The sequence below is a fragment of the Gemmiger formicilis genome (assembly GCF_018784445.1).
Classification (GTDB): Bacteria; Bacillota; Clostridia; order Oscillospirales; family Ruminococcaceae; genus Gemmiger.
Genome location: NZ_WQOH01000052.1, coordinates 167,823 through 191,976, shown reverse-complemented (window position 1 = coordinate 191,976; position 24,154 = coordinate 167,823). Strand labels below are relative to the sequence as shown.

18 protein-coding genes and 2 tRNA genes are annotated in these 24,154 nt (G+C 61.8%); 4 read left to right on the top strand and 16 right to left on the bottom strand.

Features of this window, described 5'->3' with window-relative positions; genetic code table 11:
• Window position 1: 1 nt before the first annotated feature.
• Both araA and GPK89_RS13430 read right to left on the bottom strand, forming a co-directional pair.
• A complete protein-coding gene (gene araA, locus GPK89_RS13435; RefSeq protein WP_215693848.1) occupies window positions 2-1,486 on the bottom strand; it encodes an L-arabinose isomerase in 1,485 nt (494 codons plus the stop codon).
• 145 nt (window positions 1,487-1,631) lie between these two features.
• On the bottom strand, window positions 1,632-3,197 hold the full coding sequence (locus tag GPK89_RS13430; protein WP_215693846.1) for a xylulokinase: 1,566 nt from the start codon (window positions 3,195-3,197) through the stop codon (window positions 1,632-1,634).
• A gap of 79 nt (window positions 3,198-3,276) precedes the next feature.
• On the opposite strand from GPK89_RS13430, the gene GPK89_RS13425 reads away from it, so the two are divergent.
• Window positions 3,277-4,122: a PocR ligand-binding domain-containing protein gene (locus GPK89_RS13425; protein ID WP_215693844.1), complete on the top strand. Its 846-nt coding sequence runs from the start codon at window positions 3,277-3,279 to the stop codon at window positions 4,120-4,122.
• A 167-nt stretch (window positions 4,123-4,289) separates the two neighbouring features.
• On the opposite strand, the gene GPK89_RS13420 is transcribed toward GPK89_RS13425, so the two are convergent.
• Both GPK89_RS13420 and GPK89_RS13415 read right to left on the bottom strand, forming a co-directional pair.
• A tRNA-Val gene (locus GPK89_RS13420) sits at window positions 4,290-4,362 on the bottom strand.
• An 88-nt stretch (window positions 4,363-4,450) separates the two neighbouring features.
• Window positions 4,451-5,182 (bottom strand): ATP-binding protein, encoded by a 732-nt coding sequence (locus tag GPK89_RS13415; protein ID WP_215693842.1) that lies wholly within the window; start codon window positions 5,180-5,182, stop codon window positions 4,451-4,453.
• An 85-nt stretch (window positions 5,183-5,267) separates the two neighbouring features.
• On the opposite strand from GPK89_RS13415, the gene GPK89_RS13410 reads away from it, so the two are divergent.
• Window positions 5,268-5,930, top strand: coding sequence for a Crp/Fnr family transcriptional regulator (locus GPK89_RS13410; RefSeq protein ID WP_215693840.1), 663 nt, complete (start codon window positions 5,268-5,270; stop codon window positions 5,928-5,930).
• A 172-nt stretch (window positions 5,931-6,102) separates the two neighbouring features.
• On the opposite strand, the gene GPK89_RS13405 is transcribed toward GPK89_RS13410, so the two are convergent.
• From GPK89_RS13405 to GPK89_RS13355, 11 genes are all read right to left on the bottom strand, one after another.
• Window positions 6,103-6,175 (bottom strand) — tRNA-Val (locus GPK89_RS13405).
• A 109-nt stretch (window positions 6,176-6,284) separates the two neighbouring features.
• Window positions 6,285-7,607, bottom strand: a complete 1,323-nt coding sequence (locus GPK89_RS13400; RefSeq protein ID WP_215693838.1) for a 2-hydroxyacyl-CoA dehydratase — start codon at window positions 7,605-7,607, stop codon at window positions 6,285-6,287.
• Between the two features lie 10 nt (window positions 7,608-7,617).
• Window positions 7,618-10,545, bottom strand: a complete 2,928-nt coding sequence (locus GPK89_RS13395) for an acyl-CoA dehydratase activase (protein WP_215693836.1) — start codon at window positions 10,543-10,545, stop codon at window positions 7,618-7,620.
• Window positions 10,546-10,959: 414 nt separating this feature from the next.
• Window positions 10,960-11,955, bottom strand: a complete 996-nt coding sequence (locus GPK89_RS13390; protein ID WP_215693834.1) for a hypothetical protein — start codon at window positions 11,953-11,955, stop codon at window positions 10,960-10,962.
• 31 nt (window positions 11,956-11,986) lie between these two features.
• Window positions 11,987-13,225 carry a cell division protein FtsZ gene (ftsZ, locus tag GPK89_RS13385; RefSeq protein ID WP_215693832.1) on the bottom strand — a complete coding sequence of 413 codons (1,239 nt, stop codon included), beginning with the start codon at window positions 13,223-13,225 and terminating at the stop codon, window positions 11,987-11,989.
• Window positions 13,226-13,425: 200 nt separating this feature from the next.
• The gene (locus GPK89_RS13380) at window positions 13,426-14,679 is read right to left on the bottom strand and encodes a UDP-N-acetylglucosamine 1-carboxyvinyltransferase (RefSeq protein WP_215693830.1); all 1,254 of its coding nucleotides are present in this window, start codon (window positions 14,677-14,679) and stop codon (window positions 13,426-13,428) included.
• 57 nt (window positions 14,680-14,736) lie between these two features.
• Window positions 14,737-15,318 (bottom strand): dipicolinate synthase subunit B, encoded by a 582-nt coding sequence (locus tag GPK89_RS13375; protein WP_215693828.1) that lies wholly within the window; start codon window positions 15,316-15,318, stop codon window positions 14,737-14,739.
• Window positions 15,315-16,118 carry an NAD(P)-dependent oxidoreductase gene (locus tag GPK89_RS13370; protein ID WP_215693826.1) on the bottom strand — a complete coding sequence of 268 codons (804 nt, stop codon included), beginning with the start codon at window positions 16,116-16,118 and terminating at the stop codon, window positions 15,315-15,317. Before GPK89_RS13370 ends, GPK89_RS13375 begins: the two co-directional genes overlap by 4 nt.
• Before the next feature lie 143 nt (window positions 16,119-16,261).
• Window positions 16,262-18,262, bottom strand: a complete 2,001-nt coding sequence (locus tag GPK89_RS13365; protein WP_215693824.1) for a peptidoglycan DD-metalloendopeptidase family protein — start codon at window positions 18,260-18,262, stop codon at window positions 16,262-16,264.
• Between the two features lie 119 nt (window positions 18,263-18,381).
• Entirely contained in the window at window positions 18,382-19,614 is a 1,233-nt protein-coding gene (locus tag GPK89_RS13360; protein WP_215693822.1) for a murein hydrolase activator EnvC family protein, read from the bottom strand.
• A gap of 75 nt (window positions 19,615-19,689) precedes the next feature.
• Window positions 19,690-19,905 carry a phosphatase gene (locus GPK89_RS13355; RefSeq protein WP_252261668.1) on the bottom strand — a complete coding sequence of 72 codons (216 nt, stop codon included), beginning with the start codon at window positions 19,903-19,905 and terminating at the stop codon, window positions 19,690-19,692.
• 256 nt (window positions 19,906-20,161) lie between these two features.
• Between GPK89_RS13355 and GPK89_RS13350 the strand changes: the two genes are divergently transcribed.
• The gene (locus GPK89_RS13350; protein ID WP_215693820.1) at window positions 20,162-21,508 is read left to right on the top strand and encodes an MATE family efflux transporter; all 1,347 of its coding nucleotides are present in this window, start codon (window positions 20,162-20,164) and stop codon (window positions 21,506-21,508) included.
• Between the two features lie 80 nt (window positions 21,509-21,588).
• Here the strand turns inward: GPK89_RS13350 and GPK89_RS13345 are convergent, their stop codons facing one another.
• Window positions 21,589-22,518: a nucleotidyltransferase family protein gene (locus GPK89_RS13345; RefSeq protein WP_215693818.1), complete on the bottom strand. Its 930-nt coding sequence runs from the start codon at window positions 22,516-22,518 to the stop codon at window positions 21,589-21,591.
• A 402-nt stretch (window positions 22,519-22,920) separates the two neighbouring features.
• On the opposite strand from GPK89_RS13345, the gene GPK89_RS13340 reads away from it, so the two are divergent.
• Window positions 22,921-24,105, top strand: a complete 1,185-nt coding sequence (locus tag GPK89_RS13340; RefSeq protein ID WP_215693816.1) for a patatin-like phospholipase family protein — start codon at window positions 22,921-22,923, stop codon at window positions 24,103-24,105.
• The last annotated feature ends 49 nt before the right edge of the window (window positions 24,106-24,154 follow it).

Genomic DNA, 24,154 nt, shown 5'->3' with positions numbered 1-24,154 from the left:
GTTATCCTTTCAATTTCCACGCTAAATCGTTCAAGAACAGCTGCTGTTCCAGACTTTCCACCGTGGTATCTTTTGTGATATGGACAAATTCAATACCCATCATGTTGGCCCAGTCCTTCATCTGGTCGGCGGTCACATCGTAGGTCAGTGTCGTGTGGTGTGCGCCGCCCGCCGTGATCCAGCATTCCAGGCCGGTGGTCAGATCAGGCATAGCCTGCCACATGACGCGGGCCACCGGCAGGTTGGGCATGGGCAGAATCGGCTTGACGCAGTGGATGTCCTGGCAAATCAGCCGCAGGCGGCCGCCCATGTCGATGAGGCTCACGACGATGGCGTCACCCTCGTGGCCCTCAAACACCAGGCGGGCAGGCGGCTCACGGTCGCCGATGCCCAGGGGGTGAACCTCCACGCGGGGCCTGGCGGCGGCCACGGACGGGCAGACTTCCAGCATATGGGCACCCAGGCTGTACATGGCCCCGGGCACGAGGTTGTAGGTGTAATCCTCCATAAAGGCGGTGCCGCCGGTCTTGCCCTCGGCCATTGCCTTTATTATAGCAGTCATTGCGGCAACTTTCCAGTCCCCTTCGCCGCCGTAGCCATAGCCTTGGGCCATCAGATGCTGGCTGGCGATGCCCGGCAGCTGGCGCATACCGTACAAGTCCTGGAAAGTATTGGAAAATGCCTTGCACCCTTCGGCGTCCAGCATTTTCTTCATGGCGATTTCCTCGCGGGCCTGGTAGCGCACGGTCTCGATAAAGTCCGTGTCCTCGCTGGCAAAATCGTAGGCGGCGCGGTATTCATCCATCAGGGCGTCAATTTCCGCATCGGTCACGGCGTTCATCGTGTCCACCAGCTGTCCCACGGGCCAAGTGTTGACCTGCCAGCCGAGCTTTGCCTGCACTTCGACCTTGTCGCCCTCGGTCACAGCGACCTCGCGCATATTGTCGCCGAAACGCATGACCTTCAATTCTCTCGAGACCGCCACGCCAACGGCGGCACGCATCCAATCGCCCAGGCGCTTCTGCACGTCCTCGTCCTGCCAGTAGCCCGCAATGACCTTGCGGGGCATCCGCAGGCGGGCGGCGATAAAGCCGTGCTCGCGGTCGCCGTGGGCGGCCTGGTTCAGATTCATGAAGTCCATGTCAATCTCTTCATTGGGAATCTCGCGGTTGTACTGGGTGGCAAAGTGGCAGTAGGGCTTTTGCAGGTTGGCAAAGCCGTTGATCCACATTTTGCTGGGGCTGAAGGTGTGGCACCAGGTGATGATGCCCGCGCAGTGCTTGTCGTAGTTGGCCTCGCGCACCACGTCGGAGATTTCGGCGTTGGTCTTGGCGGTAACTTTGTAGACGATTTTGCAGGGCAGATTGCCGGAAGCGTTCAGCTTATCGGCCATCTCTGCCGCGCGGGCGGCGACGGTCTCGAGGACTTCAGGGCCGTACAAAAACTGACTGCCCACGACGAACCAAAATTCATAGGTATGCAACATAAAAGTTTCCTCCTTCTTTTAAATAACCAGTGCCTGCAGTACTCGGTAGGGGCCGGATATGTCCGACCCGCAACTTTCCCGGAAGTGCACACTTGCCTTACACGACCGGGCCGGGCATGCCCGGCCCCTACGGCGGGGAAATTTTTCAGGACACCACCGCCCGCTCGGCGTTCAGCGCATTTTTATATTCGATCAGGAACTTCGCGAACCCATCTGTATCGTCGGCATCCGGGGCCAGCGTTACGCTTCTGGCATCAGCGAACACGCAGCGGTTCAGATATGCCGTCAGCGTCTCCCCTGCCCCGCGGTACAGGCGGTAGGCCGCCAACAGCGCCATGCCGTAAGGGCCGCCCTCGCCCGCGGTCTCCATGCAGGTGACGGGCGCGCCTGCCGCAGTGGCCAGATACCGCTGCGCCACGCCCGGCGTTTTGAAAATGCCGCCGTGGCCCAGCAGCGTATCCAACGCCACGTGCTCCTGCTTCAAAATGTTTAGCCCCAGCGCCAGCGTGGCAAAGGCCGAATAGATATTGGCCCGCATAAAGTTCGCCAGTGTAAAATCACTGTTTGGGCGGCGCAGCAGCAGCGGCAGGCCCGCATCAAAGTGGGTCACGCTCTCACCGGAGATATAGTTGATGGGTACCACGCCGCCGCAGTCGGGCGCACCCTTCAAAGACTCGTTGAACAGCCGGGTGAACAACGCGCCCTTGTCGATGCCAGCCCCGCAGAGCGCCGCGCTCTCGGCCAGCAGATCGACCCAGGCGTTCAGGTCGCTGGTGCAGTTGTTGCAGTGGACCATGGCCACCGCCGCGCCATCGGGGGTCGTGACCATGTCGATTTCCGGGTAGACCTTGGAAAGCGGCTTTTCCAGCACGACCATGGCAAAAATACTCGTGCCTGCGCTGACATTGCCGGTGCGCGGGGCCACACTGTTCGTGGCGGCCATGCCGGTGCCTGCGTCGCCTTCGGGTGGGCAGAACGGCACGCCGGGCTGCAAAACGCCGGTGGGGTCCAGCAGCTTCGCGCCCTCGGCTGTCAGCGTGCCCGCGTCCTCACCTGCGGGCAAAACGGTGGGCAGCAGACTGGCAAGGTCTACAGGATAGCCCTGCTTTGCCGCCAACGCGTTGAATTTTTCCAGCATGGCAGCGTTATACCCGCCGGTGGCGCTGTCAATCGGGAACATACCGCTGGCGTCGCCCACGCCCAGCACCTTGCGTCCGGTCAGCTGCCAGTGTACATACCCGGCCAGCGTTGTGAAGAAATCCAGCTGCGGCAGGTGCGGCTCGCGGTTCAGCATGGCCTGGTACAGGTGCGCTACGCTCCACCGCTGGGGGATGTTGAACCCGAACGCCGCGGTCAGCGCTTCCGCCGCTTGGCCGGTCATCGTGTTGCGCCAGGTGCGGAACGGCACGAGCAGATTGCCCGCCGCGTCAAAAGGCAGATAGCCGTGCATCATGGCCGAAATGCCGATGCAGCCCACCGTGGTCAGCGGCTGGCCGTACCGGGCTTGCACATCGGCGGCCAGGGCGGCGTAGGCGGCCTGCACACCACGCCAGACTTCGTCCAGCGGGTAGGTCCAGACACCGTTTTCCAGCCGATTCTCCCAGGTAAAGTCACCCTGAGCGACCGGCTTGCAGGCATCGTCCACCAGCACCGCTTTAATGCGGGTGGAGCCGAACTCAATGCCGAGGGTACAATTTCGTAAGGTAAGCATGGATTTTCCTCCTTGACAAGTGGAGCTTTGTTTTCTATGATGAAACTGTCTGGATGTTCAAAATGAAGGGGGGCAACCTATGGGAACGGTTTTCAATAAGGAAGAAATGCTGGTTTTGTTGCAGGATTTCCACCGCCTGACCGGGCTGCGCACCGTGGTGTTTGACACCTACGGCATGGATATCCTCTCTTACCCGCCGGAGCTGCCTGCCTACTGCAAGCTGGTGCGCGGCGTGCCGGAAGGGGTCATCGGCTGCCATCTGTGCGACCAAAACGCCTGCCGCAACGCCACGCGGCGGAAAGAGACGGTCATCTACACCTGCCACGCCGGGCTGATCGAGGTCATCACGCCGATTTTGATAGACGGCGCGGCGGTGGGATTTCTGCTGCTAAGCCATATCGTGCAAGGCGCGGACGAGGCGGCCGAGTGGGCCGTGGCCAAGGAGCGCTGCGCACCCTACGGCATCGACGAAGCGGCGCTGCACAGCGCCTACGATGCCCTGCCCCGCACGCCCTACCCGACGCTGAAATCGGCATCGGACCTGCTGGCGTTGGCAGCGTCCGCGCTGTACCAACAGGGTTTGGCGCGGCTGAACCCCGGCAGCAGCGAGGCACGGCTGGGCCAATATCTGAGCGACCACCTGGCAGAGGAACTGACCAGCGAAAAGATCTGCCGGGCGCTGTCCTTGAGCCGCACCGGGCTGTATTATCTCTCCCGCCAGACCTACGGCTGCGGCATCAATGAGCAGATCACCCGGCTGCGGGTGCAGCGGGCCATGGAACTGCTGGCCACAACGTCCCTGTCCAACGTGGAGATCAGCCGCCTGACCGGGTTTTCGGACTACAACTATTTTTACCGTGTGTTCCGCCGACAGACCGGCCTGACCCCGCGCCGCTACCGTACCTCTATGGTAGCAGATACCTAGCCGCCAGAATAGGAACATCTGTTTTAAAAATTGGATTTTTGTTCAAAAAAATGCCCGGCTGCACCTTGCAGCCGGGCGTTTATAATGGCGGGACTCGAAGCGTTCACCCGCCGTAATTGCACTCTAAAAGAAAAATCCCCACCGTAAATCGGTGGGGATTTTTAGAGTGCGCGGTACAGGACTCGAACCTGTGACCTCCTGCACGTCAAGCAGATGCTCTACCAGCTGAGCTAACCGCGCATAGTTGCGCCGCCTGTTGGCGACGCATATTAGTATAGCAGATTGCTTTACAAATTGCAAGCCCTTTTGGCAAAAAAATTCAACTTTTTCAGTCCAGAATGCGCCCATCGGTGGAAATCGTCACGACCTGCCATGGAATGAACTTGCCGGACGCCTGCAACGCACGCTTGGCGGCGTTTTCCAGCCCGCCGCAGCAGGGCACTTCCATCCGCACGATGGTGACTTCCTTAATATCGTTGTTGCGGATGATGGCGGTCAGCTTTTCGCTGTAATCCACATCGTCCAGCTTGGGGCAGCCCACCAGCGTGATGTGCCCGCGGATGAACCGTTCGTGGAACGCGGCGTAGGCGTAGGCCGTGCAGTCAGCGGCAATCAGCAGCTTGGCACCGGCAAAGTAGGGCGCGTTGATGGGCACCAGCCTGATCTGTACCGGCCACTGGCGCAGCTGGCTTGGGGCCATCGTGGGGGCGGTGCTCTCCCCTGCCGCGTCGGCGGGGTGCAGGGCCTTGGCCATGCTGCCCGGGCAGACGTGCATTGTTTTGGGGGCACTGCCGGGGCAGCTGTGGGGCGCGTGGGCGGCCTTGTGTGCCTTGGCGGCCTGGACGGCGGCCTCGTTGTAGGGCGCAGCCTCGCGCTGCTCAAACGTGATGGCCCCGGTCGGACAGTGGGGCAGGCAGTCGCCCATGCCGTCGCAGTAATCGTCGCGCATCAGTGTGGCCTTGCCCCCGACCATTGCAATAGCGCCTTCGTGGCAGGCGGCGGCGCAGGCCCCGCAGCCGTTGCATTTTTCCTGGTCGATATGAATGATCTGTCGTTTCATAGTCAGCCTCCTTGACTTTATGCTGCTATTTTACTACAATGGCAGAAAAGAATCTGTTGTAGTAACAACATACGAGGTGCAAAAAATGGAAAGCTGCAAACTGCCCGATGTGCCGCTGTTCCGCGGCCTGACCGAGACGGAGGCCGCCGCGGCCATAGAGGCCCTGCGGATGCGCCGCCGCCCCTTTGCCAAGGGCGAAGTCCTGTTGGAGGCCGGCTGCACCGCGCCGCCATTGGGCGTGGTACTGGCGGGCCGCGTGCATATGGAGCATCTGGACGTCTGGGGCAGCAAAACGCTGTTGGGTCAGGCCGGGCCGGGCGATCTGTTTGCCGAGACTTACGCCTGCCTGCCCGAGGAACCGCTGCTGGTCAGCGTGGTGGCAGCCGAAAGCGGCGAGGTGCTGCTTTTGGACACCGATCAACTATTGCGGTGCGGCTGCGAACCGTGGCGCTGGAAGATGACCCAAAACCTGCTGCGTATTGCTGCCCGCAAAAACCTGGGGCTGGCCCAGCGCAGCCTGTACACGGCTCCCAAGACGATACGCGGGCGCATCACGGCGTATTTTTCGGTGCTGGCGCGGCGCAGCGGCAGTATGCAGTTCAATCTGCCCTTTGACCGTCAGCAGCTGGCCGACCACTTGGGCGTTGACCGCAGCGCCCTGAGCAATGCCCTCTCCCAGATGCAGCGCGAGGGCCTGCTGACCCTCGACCGCCGCAAGGTGGAGCTGAGACAGGTGGACGAGCTGTAAACGGGCAGCAAGCAGTAAAATACCATTACAGCCCATATTTTTCGTATGTTTCCATCAAAACATCGGCAAGCGGACGGCCTGCCGATGTTTGTATTTATGTGTACAGTGAAAGTGAGTGTGTACCAAAAGAAAAAGACACATGAATCTTAACGATTCCATGTGTCTTTTAGAGTGCGCGGTACAGGACTCGAACCTGTGACCTCCTGCACGTCAAGCAGATGCTCTACCAGCTGAGCTAACCGCGCATATTGCGTCACCACTTGGCGACGCAGATTATTATAGCAGATGCCAATGCAAATTGCAAGGGATTTTTTGAAAAAAGTTTGGATTTTTTCAACTTTTTTCCGCGCCAGGTCACTGCACCGTGGTTTCCACCTGGGGTGCACCGCCTGCCAGCTGTTCGGCGGTCAGGGGCGCGGGGGCTGCGGCGGGCTGTTCCAGCTTTTCGCGGGCCACGGCCAGCATCAGCTTGATGCGGTTCTCCTGGTTGACGCGGGTTGCGCTGGGGTCGTAGTCCACCGGCGTGATGTTCGCATCGGGGTGCAGGGCGCGGATCTTGTTGATCATACCCTTGCCTACGATGTGGTTGGGCAGGCAGCCGAAGGGCTGGGCACAGACGATGTTGCCATAGCCGCCCTCGACCAGCTCGATCATCTCGGCGGTCAGCAGCCAGCCCTCGCCCATCTTGGCACCCAAAGAGATGATACCCTCTGGCTTTTTCATCAGCTCGCGGAAGGAGCCGGGCGCGTAGAAGCCGTACTTGCGCATGGCGTCGTAGCTGGCGCAGCCGATGCCGTCCAGCCAGCTCAGGAACGCATCCGCGCCGCCCGCGACCAGCTTGTTGCCGCCGTACAGGTCGATGTCCAGCTTGTAGTTGGCCACGCAGTACTCTACAAAGCCCATCAGACCGGGCAGGTTGACCTCGCAGTCCTGGCTCTCAAGGAATTTTTCCAAATCGTTATTGCCCAGCGGCGAATACTTGACGTAAATTTCGCCGACAACGCCGACCTTGACCTTCGGTACGCGGGTGATGGGGATGGTGGCGTAGTCCTTCGCGATGTCGTAGAAGCGGCGTTTCATATCGTGGGCGGAGTAGTTCCTGTCGCCGCGAATCCAGCCCTGGATGGTGGCGATCCACTTTTCGGTCATGGCGTCGGCGTCGCCCTTGTGATCCTCATAGGCGTGGGTCTGGCTGCGCAGGGCCACCAGCATATCACCGTAGAAAATCGATGCAATGACTTTGCGCAGCAGCGGTACAGTCAGCGGCAGGCCGCTGCCCTTTTCCAGACCGGAGAAGTTCAGCGACGCGACCGGGATATTGCCGTAGCCCGCCTTGACGAGAGCCTTGCGCAGCAGCTTGATGTAGTTGGACGCGCGGCAGCCGCCGCCGGTCTGGGTGATGAGCAGCGCCGTGTGGTCCAGGTCGTACTTGCCGCTGTTCAGCGCGTCCAAGAACTGACCGATGACCAGCAGCGCCGGGTAACAGGTGTCGTTATGGACGTATTTCAGGCCCAGCTGGGCGACCTCGCTGCCGCAGTTGCCCAGCACCTCGGTCTGGTAGCCCTCGCTGGCCAGCGCCGCCTGCATGAGCCGGAACTGGGTGACCGCCATGTTGGGAATCAGGATTTTATGGGTCTTTACCATATCCTTGGTAAAATTGGGAGTCATGTATTCCATGGGTTGCCTCTTACTTATGGTCTTCTTTCCGTTCTTCCAGTGCTGCAAACAGGCTGCGCAGGCGGATGTTCACCGCGCCCAGGTTCGTGATCTCGTCGATCTTCAGCTGGGTGTACAGCTTGCCGCCCGCCTGCAAAATCTCGCGGGTCTCGTCGGTGGTCACGGCGTCCAGGCCGCAGCCGAAGGACACCAGCTGCACCAGATCCATGTCGGGCTGTTCGGTGCAGTACTTGGCGGCGGCATACAGGCGGCTGTGGTAGGTCCACTGGTTCAGCACGGCGGTTTGGAACTTCTGCTCGTGCCAGCTGACGGAATCCTCGCTGACGACGGCCGCGCCCTGGCGGATAATAAGCTGGTTGATGCCGTGGTTTACCTCTGGGTCAACGTGGTAGGGGCGGCCCGCCAGAACGACGATATGCTTGCCTTCCTTGCGGGCAGCGGCGATGATCTCGGTACCCTTGTCGCGCAGCTGCTGCATATGGCGGGCGTACTCGTCGTAAGCCGCATCGATGGCCTCATGCACGGCCTTTTTGTCCAGCCCCGGGAAATATTTGTCCAGCGCCTGCTGGAATTTCTTGTAGAAATCCTTGCGGCGCTCGAGGTTGAAGTAGTCGTAGATGAACTTCGTCGCGTTCAGCTCGGGGCAGTTGCCCTCCAAAACCTCGGGGTAATAGGCGACGACCGGGCAGTTATAATGGTTGTCACCCAGGTGCTCGTCCAGGTTATAGCTCATGCAGGGGTAGAAGATCGCATCCACGCCCTGCTCACACAGCCAGCGGATGTGGCCGTGGGTCAGCTTGGCCGGGAAGCAGGCCGTGTCGCTGGGTATGGTCGCCTGGCCGCTCTGGTACAGCTTGCGGTTGGAGAAGGGGCTGACGACGACCTCAAAGCCCAACTTGGTGAACAGTGTGTGCCAGAACGGCAGCAGCTCGTACATATTCAGGCAGAGCGGGATGCCGATTTTGGCGCGGGGGCTGGCCGGGGCGGCTGCCTTGCGGTAGTCGTCCAGCAGCTTCAGCTTGTAGGCGTAGAGGTCCAGATCCTCATTGTTGGCCTTGCCGGTCACGGGTTTATCGCACCGGTTGCCGGAGATAAACCGCTTGCCATCGGCAAAAACGTTGACGGTCAGCTGGCAGTGGTTGCCGCAGCCGTTGCACTGCACGGTGTTGACCTTCTGGCTGAACGCTTCCAGCTCGGCCTCGGTCAGGACGGTGCTGTGGGCGTTCTCGCCCGCGCGGCTCTTGCCGTACAAGGCTGCGCCGTAAGCGCCCATCAGGCCTGCAATGTCGGGGCGGATGACGTTGACGCCCATCTCTTTTTCAAAGGCGCGGAGGACCGCTTCATTATAGAAAGTACCGCCCTGCACGACGATGTTGCGGCCCAGCTCTTCCGGGCTGGACGCGCGGATGACCTTGTACAGCGCGTTCTTGACGACGGAAATCGACAATCCGGCGCTGATATTTTCAATCGATGCACCGTCCTTCTGTGCTTGCTTGACAGACGAGTTCATGAACACGGTGCAGCGGGAGCCAAGATCGACCGGTTTGTCGGCAAACAGGCCCAGCGCGGCGAACTCCTTGACATCGTAGCCCAGCGCCTGGGCAAACGTCTGTAAAAAGCTGCCGCAGCCGGAGGAACAGGCCTCGTTCAGGAAGATGTTGCTGATGGCACCATCCTCGATCTTGAAGCACTTCATGTCCTGGCCGCCGATGTCGATGATGAAATCGACGTCGGGCAAAAAGTGCTTGGCGGCGGTGAAGTGGGCCACCGTCTCCACCAGCCCGCGGTCACAGTGGAACGCATTCTTGACGAGTTCCTCGCCGTAGCCGGTGGTGGTCACGCTGGCAATTTGCAGGCCCGGGTGCTCCTGATAGAGTTTGAGCAGCGTCTCTTTGACCAGCGGGATGGGGTTGCCTAGGTTCGGACGGTAGCTCTCGAACAGAATGTTGGCGTCGTTGTCGATGACCACCAGCTTGATGGTGGTGGAGCCGGAGTCAATGCCGATATGTACCGGCCCACAGTCTGCACCAAAGGGCAGGCAGGGCACGGTGGCTTTCAGGTGGCGCGCGTGGAATTCCTCGTACGCCTGCTTATTGGCAAACAGCGGTGGCAGGCTGACGTAGGTGGCCGTGGCACTGTAATCGTCCAGGCGCTTGGCAACCTCGCGCAGGTCGGATTCCTCGTCGGCGTAGAACGCAGCGCCCATGGCGACGAAGAGAAGGCTGTTCTCCGGCAGAGTGCCGGTGACGCCCAGCGTACGGTCAAAGCTCTCGCGCAGGGTCTTGGCGAAAGTCAGCGGACCGCCGAGGTACAGAATGTTGCCCTTGATGGGGCGGCCCTGGGCCAGGCCCGCAATGGTCTGGTTGACGACGGCCTGATAGATGGAGGCCGCGATGTCGCCCGCCTGCGCACCCTGGTTGATGAGGGGCTGGATGTCGCTTTTGGCAAACACGCCGCAGCGGCTGGCGATGGTGTAGGTGCGGGTCGCGCCCTGGGCGGCCTTGTCCATCTCGTCGGCACCCATCTTCAGCAGGGTAGCCATCTGGTCAATGAACGCGCCGGTGCCGCCGGCACAGCTGCCGTTCATGCGGACCTCGGTACCGTTGGTTAGGAACAGAATTTTTGCGTCCTCGCCGCCCAGCTCAATGATGCAGTCGGTGCCGGGGGCCAGGCGGTTGGCTGCCACGCGGGTGGCGAAAACCTCCTGCACAAAGGGCACCTTACAGCTGTCGGCCAGGCCCATGCCGGCCGAGCCGGAGATGGCCAAATATGCGTGGCCGTCGGGCAGGTACTCTGCCGCGACCTTTTCCAAAAGGGCCTTGCCCTTCTCTAAAATATGGCTGAAATGACGTTCGTAGGTAGAATAGATGATTTGATCGGCGTCGTTCAGCACGACACATTTAATCGTGGTGGAACCAATGTCCAGACCAACTCTCATAGGATTTTGCCTCCTGCGGGTATGAGTGTCTGCGGGATACCGTAGGCCGGGTCTGCCCCATGGCGATACAATATCAGCTTATATTATACAGGTTTCGGCAACATTCGGCAAGGGGCGCGGCGCCGAAAAAACGTTGTCAAATGCGAAAATTTGTACAAAAAAACACGAAAGCGGTGCGGAGATGATCCGCACCGCTTTCGCGTCAAAAGAAAAGAGGAGTATGGATGAAAAACTTGGGGTCCTGTTCTGGGGGCCGGGTCCCTGCTCCCTTCCCGGAGAACACTTATAGTATATCCGGCAAATGTGTCAAAGTCGTGAAGGAAAATTCAACAAATTAAGAAGGGTTTGTGAACAAACGGGAGGCTCTTACAGCAAAAACCACCTGGCTTTATGCCAGGTGGTCATGTACTTTATTTACTGATCGTCCCCATTCAGCCGATCAATCTGGTCCTGCAACAGCTGCGACACAGGCCGCCGGGTGTTGCGCAGGCGGTGAACCGGGGCGGGGGCAGCGGGCTTATGCTGCACCGGTTGGGCCTTCGCCTTCACGCGCAGGCGCTCAGCGGGTTTGTCCCCTGCCGGGGCGGCAGTCTTGGCAGCCGGGTGCGGGGCGTTGACGGGGATATCCGTCTCCGGGGTGCCCTGGGCAAAGCTGCGCATATCGGTGCCCAGCTCTTTCAGCTCGGCCTCGGTCTGATCCAGCGCCTGGTAGATAGCCTGGGTCAGACCGTCCAGATCCAGCGTGGCAGCGCTCAAACGCTCGTCCACGCGGGCCAGACGCTCCCGCACAAGCATGACGCCCGACGCAATGCTGCGGGCGTTCTCGGCCATGCGGCTTTTCTGCAAATCGGCCTGCTGCTTCAGCTCTTTTTCGGCGCTGTCCGCATACAGGCGGGCGTCGGCCAGAATCTTACCGGCCTCCAGCTTGGCTTCCCGCACCAAATCGGACGTGGGCGCAGCGGGGGCAACGGTAGTGTTCAGCTGCCGGGCCGAAGCCAGCTGCTTTTGCAGCTCGTCCACCTGCTGCTGCAAGTCGTGGCATTTCAGCTGCCAGATGTTGGCGTTCTTCTGGTTTTCGCGCTGGGTGGACTGGAACGACGCGGTCTTTTTCTTGATGGTCTCCAGCTGCTCGTCCGCCTCGCGGCGCTTGGCCTCGGCGGCGTCGGCACGCTGGGTGGCGGCGGCCAATTCGGCTTTCAGGGCTTCAATGCGGCTGTCGCCGGCACTGCGCTCATTGCGCAGGTCGTCCAACTTGGACTGCATCTGCTGCAGCTGGCGGTTGTATTCCAGTTCGTGCTGCTGGGCCTCGTTTGCCAGGGCGTTCATGTAAGCCAGCACATCATTTTTATCAAAGCCGAACAAGCTGGAACGGAAACCCTGTTCCTGAATGTTCATCGGTTCAGACGGCATGGCTTTTTACATCCTCTCGCAGCAAAATTTATCAGGAACGCTTGTTCAAGATGCTGAGCAGGTCGTCAAAGTAATCGCCGTCATCCTCTTCCTCGGCGGGGGCAGCGGGCTGGGCGGCCACGGGAGTATCCATGCCGGTACTAAAGGACTGGGTGAAGATGGGGTTGGGCATAACCGGGTTGATCTGCTGCTGGGCAGGCTGCACCGGGCGGGCCGGAGCGTCGGACTGCTGGACCGGCTGCTGCGCAGCGGGCTGGGTGGCAGCGGCGCGCTTGGCGTCCACATGGGCCTGGATGGGCTCGTCCACCTCGGGCGTGCTCTCGAAGCCGGTGGCGACAACGGTAATGCTCATCTCGTCGCTCAGGCGCTCGTCGAACGCAGTACCCCAAATGATGTTGGCATCGGGATGTGCGCTCTGGGTGATCATGCTGGCAGCGGTCTCGACATCCTCCAGGCCGATATCCGGGCTGGACGTGATGTTGATGATGACGCCGCGCGCACCGGCAATGCTGGTCTCCAGCAGCGGGCTGGAAATGGCAGCCTTGGCGGCGTTCTCGGCCTTGCCGGCACCCTTGGCGACGCCGACGCCCATGTGGGCGAAGCCGGCGTCCTTCATGATGGAGCGCACGTCGGCAAAGTCCAGGTTGATGAAGGCCGGGATGTTGATCAGGCTGGAAATGCTCTCAACGCCCTGGCGCAGCACGTTGTCAGCGGCCTCAAAGGCGTTCATCAGGGTAATCTTCTCCTGGCTGATGAGCTTCAGGCGCTCGTTGGGAATGACGATCAGAGAGTCGACGTGCATCATCAGGGAAGCGATGCCCTGCTCGGCCTGGGCCATCTTGCGCTTGCCCTCAAAAGCGAAGGGCTTGGTGACGATGCCGACGGTCAGGATGCCCAGGTCATGGGCCGTCTCAGCCACGACAGGGGCAGCGCCCGTGCCGGTGCCGCCGCCCATGCCGGCGGTGATAAAGACCATCTGCGCACCCTTCAGGGAGTTGGTGATCTCGTCCTTGCTCTCCTCGGCAGCGCGCTGGCCGATCTCCGGGTCAGCACCGGCGCCGCGGCCCTTGGTCAGCTTGGCACCAAGCTGGACCTTCTGGGTGGCCTTGGAGTTGAGCAGAGCCTGCTGGTCAGTGTTCATCGCAACGAACTCGACACCAGACAGACCTGCCTCCACCATACGGTTGACGGCGTTGCCGCCGCCGCCACCTACGCCGATAACCTTGATATTGGTTACATTTTGCATTTCTTCATCGAGAACGAATGCCATGAGTGTATCCCCCTAAAAGTGAAGTTGTTTAACCGGATCCTATGGGTTTGGCCCGCATATGGGCACACTGATCCGCGATTTTTTACATATAACTGATTATTAGAATATCAAATTTTACAGACAATTTCAATACCCCAAGGGCAAATTCATAAAAAAAGTGGTAGGGATACGGCATACGCTGCTCTTTTTTCTCTTATCTCTTATCCAATTTCCGCCCCCAGTCGCCTTATCTCCCCCGGCAAATCGGCATACCCCCTGCGGATATGCCCCGGGTCGCGCAGGGTGGTCGTGCCGTCTGCGCCGAGGGCGGCCACCAGCAGGGCGGCCCCGCCGCGCAGGTCGGGGGCGGTCACGGCGGCACCGCGCAGCCGTGACCCGCCTGCAATCATCAGCCGCCGCCCTTTGGCCGTTACCTCCGCGCCCATAGCGGCAAAACCGGCGGCGCAGGCAAAGCGGTTGGGGAACAGGCGGTCAAAAATTTCGCTCTTCCCTTCTGCCGCCAGCAGTACGGCGGCTGCCAGGGGCGCGGTGTCGGTGGCAAAGGCGGGCCAGGCGTCGGCACAAAGCTGCACCCCGCCCCGCAGCGGCACGGCGGGGTTGCGGGCCAGTCCGGCCCAGTCCGGTCCGTTCTCGATCTGCACGCCGGTCTGCGCCAAAAATTGCAGAAATGCGCCGTACAGGGCTGGGTCACAGCTGGTAATGCGTATGTCTCCGCCCGCGGCCGCCAGCGCGGCGGCGTAGGTGGCAGCGGCAATGCGGTCGGGCAGCGGGGCGTGCACCGCCCCGCCCAGGGGCCGCCCGCCCTGCACCGTCAAAATCGACGTGCCGTAGCCGGAAATGTCAGCCCCGCAGGCGCACAGAAAGGCAATCATATCGCCGATTTCCGGCTCCCGCGCCGCGCCTCGCAGCACAGTACGGCCCTGGGCGCAGCAGGCGGCCATCAGCAGTGTCATTGTAGCACCGACGCTGGGCAGCCGCAGCGTGAAATCCACCCCATGCAGCGGCCCTTTGCGCCGCAGCGTCACGGCGATGCCTTCTAATTCTACCTCGGCCCCCATGGAGGCCAACCCGGCCAGGTGGATATCCACAGGACGCGGCCCCAGGCGGCAGCCGCCCGGCAGGGGCAGCCGCACATACCCCGCCCGGCAGAGCAGCGGCGCCAAATAGAACACCGAGCTGCGCATGGCCCCGGCCAGGTAATCGGGAATCTCGCCGCAGAGAGCATCGGCGGGGCGGGTGCAGATATCCGCACCGCAGCGCTGCGCGTCGGCCCCCACAGCCTGCAAAAGGGCCAGGCTGGTGTCAACATCGGCCAGGGCGGGCACGCCGCGCAGACGGCACGGCCCGCCGCAGAGCAGTGACGCCGCCAGCAGCGGCAGGGCGCTGTTTTTGGCCGCCGCCGGGCGGATGCTGCCGTGCAGGGGCTGCCTGCCGTGAATCGTGATCGTCTGCATGAGCGGGCCTCCCTGAATGTGTTCTACCTTGTTATATGCCGCCTGCCCGGCCACATATTACAACAGCATCGGTTGTATCTGCACGCCGCGCAGGGCGGCTTCCAGGGTGTCGGGCAGAAGGGTAAAATCGCTCTTTAAGCTGCACGGCTTTTTGTAGCTGTCGTCCTGGCCGAAGGGCACAAAATAGTAGTGTCGCCGCTGCAAAAGCTGGCCCAGCGCCGGGGCACTGCCCGAAAGCCCATCGTTCGTGGACGGTGCGATGACGATGGGCCGTCCGCCGCGCAAAAGGCTCTTGGCGGCCAGTGTGACCGGGGTCGAACTGATCCCTGACGCCAGCAGGGCCATCGTTGTGCCGGTGGCCGGGGCAATGACGAGGGCGTCGGCCAATTTCTGCGGGCCCAGCGGCTCGACGCCCTGCAAGGTGGTCAGCGGTTTGTGGCCGGTGACTTCGTACAAGGTCTGCCGCAGGGCGGCGGCCGTGCCGAAGCGGGTGTCCTGCCCGGCAGCGCTGGCGCTTAAAATGGGTAGGACATCCCACCCCCGCGCGGCGAGCAGCCGCACCTGGGGCAGCACGGCGGAAAAGCTGCAAAAGCTGCCGCACAGCGCAAAGGCAACCGTGCGTTTCGGTTGGGTGGTCATGGGGTGCTCCTTTCCGCGTATTCGCCGCGTTCCTCTAAAATTGTCAGAACGGTCTGCGCAATCAGTGCCCCGGCTGTTTGGGGCGCACAGCGGCCCGGCAGGGCCAGGGCGTGCTCAGCGTGCAGACCCAGTTCCTCGGCGGCGGCAAAATCGGTGCCGCCCGGCAGGCTGGCAAGATCGATGATCAGCGCCCCGCCCGGCAGTTTTTGCAGCAGTGCCCGGGGCAGCACCGGCGCGGGGATCGTGTTGATGACGGCGTCAAACTCCGGCAGCAGCCCGGGCAGGGCGGTCAGCGGCGCGGCGCGGCAGCCCGCACACCGGGCGTTGGCGCGCTGCTCGGCACTGCGGGCAGCCACAGTGACGCGCCCGCCCAGAAGTCCCAGCCGCCGGGCCACGGCGCGGCCTACCCGGCCATAGCCCAGCACAAGAAAGTCACTCTCCCAAATCGTGCGCTGACGCAGGCGCAGCAGCAGTTCCAGGCAGCCTTCGGCGGTGGGCACGGCGTTCAGAGATTCCAGTTCGGGCCGCAGGAAGTAATCCACCAGCGGCAGATTGGCCTGCCGCACGGCGGTGCGCACCGGCATACCGGGACGGCCCGCAAAAATCCATGTGCCCTGCCCGGCCCCCTGCAAGGCGCGGGCAACTTCGTCGCTGACGCGGCCCTGGGACATGGGCAATAAGATGTAATCGGCTGCGGCGGCATTGTCGGCTGCGGTCACGCCGTAGCCTGCACGGCGCAGCACACGCGCCGCCGCCTGCTGGCGGGCATCGTGCCCCACTACGCAAAATGTTTTCGGCATAAGCGCTCACCTCGGTTGGTTTTGGGATATAGTATGCCGGGGCGGCGGGAGGTGTGAATTGCCTAAGCCTTCACTCCTCGGGGGAAGCCTTGTACAACAAAAAAACAGCACCCGCCGTTTTCAGCGGGTGCCGTTATATAATATCAATAATTCTTCAACCCATCGCATTGCCCGCGCCAGACAAGCAGCGGGTTGATGGGTACGGTGCCGATGCGCATTTCGGCGACGACGGTCTTGCTGCAAACGCCCAAAAGCTGGCCCTGCTTGACGTTCTCGCCAGCCTTGACGTTCAGCGCACCCAGGCCGTAGAAGATGCTCTTGAGGCCCGCGCCGTGCTCGATAACGACGGTATTGCCGTAGATGCCGCCCAGGTCCTCGGCCAGCAGCACGCGGCCGCTGGCGGGCACGATCATCGAATCGTTGGACTTCTTCGGCTTGATGACGACATTTGTCGCGGTGCGGCCGCCGTAGCCGTAGTTGGTGCTGCGTTCGCTGCGGGCGCGGCCTGCATACTCGGTCATGCCGTAAATCAGCGGTGTATCGAAGGAATCCAGGAACGGCTGCACAAAACCGCCCACGGCCCACTCGATGCTGTCATCCGTGGTGGCAAGCACCTTGGTGACGGCGGCGGGGGCGTCGCTCTCGCCGATGTAGGGCGAGATCATCTGGGACGTTTTGCTGTAATCCTTATAGGTGTAGGACGCCGCGCGGATGGACAGCGTCATATCCTCGGTGTAGCCGTCGGCGGTGACGGTCAGGGTCACGTTGCCGGTGCTCTCGTTCCAGGGAATGGGCAGATAGCAGATCCAGCCGTTGGCCGCCTGGACAAAGCCGGGGGTCTGCAAGGCCGTTTTGATGGCGGGGGCTTCGCCGCTCAGCGTCGGGCCGACGCGCACCGCCGCCACGCTGCCCTGCTGCACGGACGGCGTGCAGAGCTGCATGGTGGGCTTGATGTTGACCGTGAACTGGAACTGCCAGGTCTCGGTACCGGTGACACTGGAATCGCGGTCGGACGAACTTCCATCGACCTTGACGACGAGCTTGGCGTCGTAGGTGCCGTTTTCTTCAAACAGATAGCTGCGGAAGCCGGTGACGCCGCCGTCGTACAGGGTGTTCTTGTCGGCATCGGTGACAGTCAGCGTGGCCGTGTAGCCGGACGGTGTGACGACCACATCGGGCGACGCGCCGGAGACCGGCGTGTCCAGCACATAGGGTGCGGAACTCAAGGTTTCGGCGTAGGTGCGCTTAAACAGGTTGCCCACAACCGGGACGTGCCAGCTGTACGCCGTGGGGCTTATCTCCTGTCCGTCGAAGGTCGCCTTGATGGTGGGGAGCATATCGGGCGTGGCGCTGCGGTAGAGCCAGGCTACGCCCGCCCCTGCGATGATGAGCACAAAGGTGATGACCAGCAGCAGCCATTTGATCATGCCGAACCCGGCGCGGCCCAGCTTTTGCGGGATGGTGTCGTCGGGCTCGTCGTCCTCGTCGGCGGTGTCGTCAGCGTCCGGCGCGGGGGCTGCGCTTTCCTCTGCCGGGACGTCGGGAATGTTCTCCTCCAGCCCGGCCATGATCTGGGAAATCGAGAGCTGCGCCGTGCGGGAAATGGTGGCAGCACGCGCTTTTTCTTCGGGGGTGTCGTCGGGGTCGATGTCGTCCGCAGGGGTGTCCTTGGCCTCGTCGGCAGGGGTGTCGCCGCTCACGTTCTCGTCGGCAGGAGCATCGTCAGCGTCTGGGACGCTGGCAGATTCTTCTTCGGTGGGAGCATCGTCCGGTTCGGCAGGGGCGGATTCGGCTTCGGCTGGATCGGCAGACTTCGCAGATGCCTCGGGCGTATCTTCGGGGGCATCCGCAGGTGTGGCTTCTTCCGCCGGGGCGTCGGCAGGCTGCGGCGGAATGGGGACATCCCGCCCTACGGTCTCCGGGGCAGCGGGGGTCTCCGCCGGTTCGGCGGGTTCGGGCTGCTCGGGGGTATCGGATGCCGTGTCAGGTTCGGCAGCCGGGGCCGAGTCAGCCGCAGGGACAGCCGTCTCGGCGGGACTGGGGGCATTGGCGGCCGGTTCCTTTTTGCGGCTGCGTTTGCGGTGCTTCGGGTTGGGTGCTTCCTCCCAATCCACGGCAGCCGCGGTGTTCTTCTCTTCTTCCATGGTTTCTCCCACTCTTCTAATAACTCGATTCCCTAGGATGTAGGGGCGGTATCCTCGACGCCCCGCAGCTTTTGGGCGGGTGGTCGTTTGCCCTTCGTGTGGGGCCCGCCGTATAATATTTATTCCGACTCTCTGAATTGCAGACCACTGTTGCCGTTCAGGGCGATCTGCGGGTCGGTGGATTTGCTGCCAATGCGCAGCTCATAAATCAAATTGTGGGTCGTCCCGGCAGTGCCCAGAGGGTCGCCGGTGGAAACCGACTGCCCGCGCTCCACATCCACGGTTTCCAGGCCGTAGAGGTAGCTTTTGACGCCGCAGCCGTGATCGATGACCACCGTGCCGCCGGTCAGGGTCAGCGTGCCCGCAAAGACCACGTTGCCCGCCTGGGGCGCGGTGACGGTTTCGCCGTCTGGGGCGTCGTAGGTCAGGCCGGTGGCCTGGCCGCTGCGCTGGCCGTCCTCCATCTGGGTCGTGCCGTATTCCATCGTGACAGCGCCCGCGCTGGGGGCCTCAAAGCGACCGTTCCACAGCTTGGCAGAACTGCCGGTGGTGTACAGCGGCCAGATGGCATTGCGGAATTCCTCGCCGCCGCCCACGTCCTCCTCGACAGGGACAGCCTGGGTATCGTACATCGTGCGGGTCACGGTGAGGGTGATATCTTTTTCCAGCGTGCCGCAGGTCAGGTGCAGCGTGTGGTCACCGCCCTCGGCGTTGTAGGTCACGGGCAGGTAGCCCATGTACCCGCTGGACGTCTTGCGGAACCAGACCGTGCCCAGGTCGCTTTCGACGCTGGGCTCGCCGTCCAGAATGCCGGACAGCTGGATGGCAACGATGCTGCCCTGGGCCGCACGCTCGGTGCTCAGGGTCACTTTGGGGTTCATGGCCATCGTGAACCCGGCGCGGTAGGCGTACCAGCCCGCCGGGTCGCCGGGGGCGTCGGCGTCGTTGTGGTAAGCCGTTACGATGATCTGATAATCACCGTTCTGGGCATAGGTATAGGTGTTGCAGCTGGATTTATCGCCGCTCCAGGCCGTGCCGTCGGGCGCGGTAATCTGCACCGTGGCCGATGTGACCCATGCGGGCAGCGTCAGCTGGGGGGTGGTATCGGTGAAAGTGCCCAGCTTCTGCACGGTCAAATTTGTGGGGCTTTCGTATGTTTTTGTGACTTTATCACCCAGCACCGGGACAGTCCAGTCCCAGCCGTTGGATTCCAGCGTGATATCGCCGAATTGCACAGGCTCCTGCGGGAGGGCGTCCTCGCCGGTGCGGTTGTACAGGAATGCCGCTGTTCCGCCCAGGATCGCGGCAACCATCACGGCGACCATCACCAGCCAAAGCAGCAGTTTACGCATAATTCATATTCTCCATTACCAAAAGACCGGACGCCGCCAGCGCCCGGCCGGAAGGTGTTTTGCGCGGGAAGGAAATTACTCCTCCGTCGGTGCGTCGGGGATCTTCTCGTAGGTGGTGGTGTCCTCGTCGTCCTCGTCGTCAAAATCATCGTAATCGTCGCTGAACAGCAGGCGCTCGTACTCGTCCAGCTCCTTCTCGCGGTGGTACAGGTACAGCGCGGCGGCGGTCAGCGCACCGGCAGCGGCAAACAGGAAGGCCAGAACGGCACCGAAGGTAGATTTCTTCATCATAATGGGTTCTCCTTTACATAAAAACTGCACAGATGCGCGAGTTTTGGAAACGCATACAGAAATGGATGATTTGCTGATTCTATTATACCCGACGCGGCGGGCAAATACAACACTGCAATTTGTAAAATATTCCTGGATTTTTGCGCCGCTTTTTGCCGGAAATGTGATGCCGCCCGGCTCTGCCCCGTCTTGACAAGCGGCCCCGAATGCGTTTTACTATATTAGTACTTTAAATCGGAAAAGAGGATGATCCCCTATGCAAAACACCTTTGCCAGGGAGAGCGTACTAAAAAATGTACTGCGGTTCTCGCTGCCGTACCTGCTCTCCTACTTTTTGCAGACGCTTTACGGCATGGCGGACCTGCTCATCATCGGCCAATTTGACGGTGTGGCGGGCACGACGGCGGTGTCCATCGGCAGCCAGGTCATGCACATGGTCACGGTCATGCTGGTGGGGCTGGCTATGGGTATCACGGTGGGCATCGGCCACGCCGTCGGTGCGGGCGAAAACCGCCGCGCGGGCAGCACCATCGGCAACGGCGCAGTGCTGTTCCTGGTGCTCTCGGCGGCGCTGGCGGCGCTGCTGGCGGGGCTGGTGGGACCCATCACGGCCATCATGTCCACCCCGGCCGAGGCCGTTGCGGGCACCCGGGCGTACCTGACCATCTGTTTTATCGGCATCCCCTGCATCACGGCGTACAACATCATTGCGGCCATCTACCGCGGGCTGGGAGACTCTAAAAGCCCGATGTACTTTATCGCGGTGGCCTGCGCGGCCAACATCGTGCTCGACCTCGTCTTTATGGGGGCGCTGGGCATGGGGCCTGTGGGCGCGGCGCTGGGCACAACGCTGTCCCAGGCCATCAGCGTCGTGGTCTCGCTGGCGGCAATCTTAAAGCGCGGGCTGGACGGCGTGCAGCTGCAGAAAAGCGACTTCCGCCCCCGGCGTGCCATCATCGGGCGCATCCTGCGCGTCGGCGTACCGGTGGCCATGCAGGATGGCTTGATCCAGATTTCGTTTTTGATCATTACCGTCATTGCCAACCGGCGCGGCCTGACGGACGCAGCTGCTGTGGGCGTGGTGGAAAAGTTCATCAGCTTTGTGTTCCTGGTGCCGTCGTCGATGCTCTCCACCGTGTCGGCGCTGGGCGCACAGGAAGTCGGCGCAGGCCGCCACGACCGTGCATCGGCTACGCTGCGGTACGGCATCGGCATTACGCTGGGCTTTGGTGCGGTGGCGGCCGTGCTGGTGCAGTTCATCGCGCCGAATGTCGTGGGGCTGTTCACCGCCGACGCCGCCGTCATTGCGGCGGGCGCGTGGTATCTGCGCGGGTATATTTTCGACTGCTTCTTTGCCGGGGTGCATTTCAGTTTCAGCGGGTATTTCTGCGCCTATGGCCGCAGCGAGCTGTCGTTCATCCATAACATTTTGTCCATCGTGCTCGTTCGCGTGCCGGGGGCGTACCTGACGTCGAAGCTCTTCCCGGACAACCTGCTGCCCATGGGCCTGGCGACGGCCTGCGGCTCGCTGCTGTCGGTTATCGTTTGCCTGGTGATGTATACGGTGCTGAAGCGCAAAGGCTCGTTTGGGGGAAGGGGATAATGCCGTGGGGGAAAAATTTATCCCGCCCCTGCAACACAAAAATGCGGTCTCCGCGCGGGAGGCCGCATTTTTGTGTCATTTTAGAACAATTTATCCACCGGGTACAGCCCGTCCTCGCTCATCTTTTTCAGCGCGGCTACCAGCTCGGGTTTATCCTCGCGGTAGGTTATGCCGTGCCATTTGTCGGCGCTGGTCAGGACGTGGACGTCCGCCTCACCGCGCTCCAATGCGCCGGTCACGACGGTGGGCAGGTAATATTCGCACTTCATCGGGTTGACGGGCAGGCTTTCCTTCAAAAACGCCGCAAACCCGGCCTTGGCCTCCTGCACATAGGCGGGGGTGAAGCCCCACAGGTTCATTGATACAACGCTGTCGGCAGGCAGGTCGGTCCAGGTACTGCCGCCGTCCTCGCTGTAATGGATGCCGCCGCCGTAGGGGGCGATGCAGGTGCGCTCGGTCACGCTGACCAGATTGTGATCGGCATCGGTCACGCAGACGCCGCGGCTGACGCTGCCGTTGGCGCTGACCGTGTTGCCCAGCAGAAAGCCCACCATGGCCCAGGCGTAGCGGTCGCCGTCGGCGTGGGTGCTCAGGTAGTCGTAGATGAGCTTAAAGCCCTGCGGGCCGTAGTAGTCGTCGGCGTTGATGACCGCGAACGGCGCATCGCCGATGGCTTCCTCGGCCACCAGGATGGCGTGGGCCGTGCCCCAGGGCTTGACGCGGCCTTCCGGCACGGTGAAGCCGGCGGGCAGTTTGTCCAGCTGCTGGTAGGCATAGCGGACCTCGAACCCGGCGCGCAGGGCGCGGGCACCGACGGCCTCCTTGAAGGCCTGCTCGATCTCATGCTTGATGATGAACACGACGGTCTTGAACCCGGCGCGGCGGGCATCGTACAGGCTGTAATCCAGGATGGCCTCGCCCGACGGCCCGACCGGGTCGATCTGCTTCAATCCGCCGTAGCGGCTGCCCATTCCGGCAGCCATGACAACTAAAATGGGTTTGGTAGACATAGAAATTTGCTCCTCTTGTTTTGTAGGGGAGGAATTTATCCCTCCCGGGGACTTGGCGGGTAGATGCCCGAAAAAACAGCGCTGCCATGTAGGGGCGGCATATATGCCGCCCGCGGCTTTCCGGCAGAGGGCCGATAATGGGGAACTTGCGGGCCGCATATATGCGGCCCCTACATCTCTGCCGTGGTTTAGCGCCGCAGCAGCGGCAAACGAGCCGGGAGGGATAAATCCTTCCCCTACGAACTTACTTTTCAGTTTACTCCTTTTCCCCTTCCGTTGCAACCCCTGGCAAAACACAAAAATTCCATACAAAAACCGCAGATTGTGACGCGGTTTGCTATGGCAACTTTGCACAGAAGATGCTATAATGAGGAAAAACCATGACCGGGAGGGAAAAACAAGATGGAACATACCGGAAAACGCGCCCTGGTGCTGGCTGGCGGCGGGGCCAAGGGCAGCTACCAGATCGGCGTCTGGCGTGCCTTGCAGGCGCTGGACTGGACGCCCGATATCATCACCGGTGCCAGCGTCGGTACGCTGAACGGCTGTCTTTTCACAATGGGCAAAATTCAGGAGGCCGAGGATCTGTGGCGCGGTCTGGAGATTCATGACGTGCTGGAAATTCCCGAAACGCTCAAGCCGGACGAACTGCGCCCTTTCTTCCTGGATATCATCCGCAGCGGCGGGCTGAACGTGGAACCGCTGACCGAGACCATTGACCGCCTCATCGACGAGGATGCCGTGCGTACATCCCCCATCCACTATGGCCTTGTCATGACCGAACTGGGCAGCCTGCGCAGCGTGCAGTGCCCCATTGAGGATATCCCCCTGGGCCAGCTGAAAGACTATATGCTGGCGTCCAGCGCCTGCTTCCCTGCCCTGCGCCCGCGGGAAATCGACGGCGTGAAGTACATTGACGGCGGCTGGCGCGACAATATGCCGCTGGACCTGGCTGCCAAGATGGGCGCGGCGGAACTGCTGGGCGTCGATGTGGACGGCATCGGCATCGTAAAGCCCAACACCACCGGCCTGCCCACCCGCATTGTGCGCAGCCATTGGAACTTAGGCCCGACGCTGGACTTTGCACCGGCCCGCGCGGCGCGGAACATTGCCCTGGGTTACTTTGACACGATGCGGCTGTTTGGCCGCTGCGGCGGTACGGCCTACGCCATCCTGCCCGACAATGAGGAATACCTGGCGCACTTTGCCGAATGCTACCAGAAAAAGCTCGCCGAGGTCTGTGCCCGCGCCCCGGAAATCGATCTGGTCGAGAAGAACGCCCGCCAGAGGGCCAACTACCCTGCGCCCTACGCGCCGAACCCCAGCGCCCCCACCCGCGGTGCGCTGGCCCCGCTGGAGCTGGCCGCTGAGCGCGTCGGTGTGCCCGAGGACATAGCCTACACGCCCAAGCTGCTGGCCGCAACGTTTATGGGCAGCTTTGACAAGGACCCGGCAGACCGCTTCCCCGCCCTGCTGGATGGTAGTGAGAACACCCTTGTGACCGAACGTGCCATCGCCGCCGCCGTGCCCGAGGAGTTTGTGACCGCCCTCGTCAGCAAAGTGCTGGGCGAGATGCCGATTTTGTAAGGGCAGTACCGCATAATTCTAAGTGCCGATACGGCGAGCGAGGTGCGGC

Bases quoted from the DNA above. Each gene is read 5' to 3' on its own strand.
- araA (WP_215693848.1), bottom strand. From the start codon at position 1,486: ATGTTGCATACCTATGAATTTTGGTTCGTCGTGGGCAGTCAGTTTTTG.
- GPK89_RS13430 (WP_215693846.1), bottom strand. From the start codon at position 3,197: ATGCTTACCTTACGAAATTGTACCCTCGGCATTGAGTTCGGCTCCACC.
- GPK89_RS13425 (WP_215693844.1), top strand. From the start codon at position 3,277: ATGGGAACGGTTTTCAATAAGGAAGAAATGCTGGTTTTGTTGCAGGAT.
- GPK89_RS13415 (WP_215693842.1), bottom strand. From the start codon at position 5,182: ATGAAACGACAGATCATTCATATCGACCAGGAAAAATGCAACGGCTGC.
- GPK89_RS13410 (WP_215693840.1), top strand. From the start codon at position 5,268: ATGGAAAGCTGCAAACTGCCCGATGTGCCGCTGTTCCGCGGCCTGACC.
- GPK89_RS13400 (WP_215693838.1), bottom strand. From the start codon at position 7,607: ATGGAATACATGACTCCCAATTTTACCAAGGATATGGTAAAGACCCAT.
- GPK89_RS13395 (WP_215693836.1), bottom strand. From the start codon at position 10,545: ATGAGAGTTGGTCTGGACATTGGTTCCACCACGATTAAATGTGTCGTG.
- GPK89_RS13390 (WP_215693834.1), bottom strand. From the start codon at position 11,955: ATGCCGTCTGAACCGATGAACATTCAGGAACAGGGTTTCCGTTCCAGC.
- ftsZ (WP_215693832.1), bottom strand. From the start codon at position 13,225: ATGGCATTCGTTCTCGATGAAGAAATGCAAAATGTAACCAATATCAAG.
- GPK89_RS13380 (WP_215693830.1), bottom strand. From the start codon at position 14,679: ATGCAGACGATCACGATTCACGGCAGGCAGCCCCTGCACGGCAGCATC.
- GPK89_RS13375 (WP_215693828.1), bottom strand. From the start codon at position 15,318: ATGACCACCCAACCGAAACGCACGGTTGCCTTTGCGCTGTGCGGCAGC.
- GPK89_RS13370 (WP_215693826.1), bottom strand. From the start codon at position 16,118: ATGCCGAAAACATTTTGCGTAGTGGGGCACGATGCCCGCCAGCAGGCG.
- GPK89_RS13365 (WP_215693824.1), bottom strand. From the start codon at position 18,262: ATGGAAGAAGAGAAGAACACCGCGGCTGCCGTGGATTGGGAGGAAGCA.
- GPK89_RS13360 (WP_215693822.1), bottom strand. From the start codon at position 19,614: ATGCGTAAACTGCTGCTTTGGCTGGTGATGGTCGCCGTGATGGTTGCC.
- GPK89_RS13355 (WP_252261668.1), bottom strand. From the start codon at position 19,905: ATGATGAAGAAATCTACCTTCGGTGCCGTTCTGGCCTTCCTGTTTGCC.
- GPK89_RS13350 (WP_215693820.1), top strand. From the start codon at position 20,162: ATGCAAAACACCTTTGCCAGGGAGAGCGTACTAAAAAATGTACTGCGG.
- GPK89_RS13345 (WP_215693818.1), bottom strand. From the start codon at position 22,518: ATGTCTACCAAACCCATTTTAGTTGTCATGGCTGCCGGAATGGGCAGC.
- GPK89_RS13340 (WP_215693816.1), top strand. From the start codon at position 22,921: ATGGAACATACCGGAAAACGCGCCCTGGTGCTGGCTGGCGGCGGGGCC.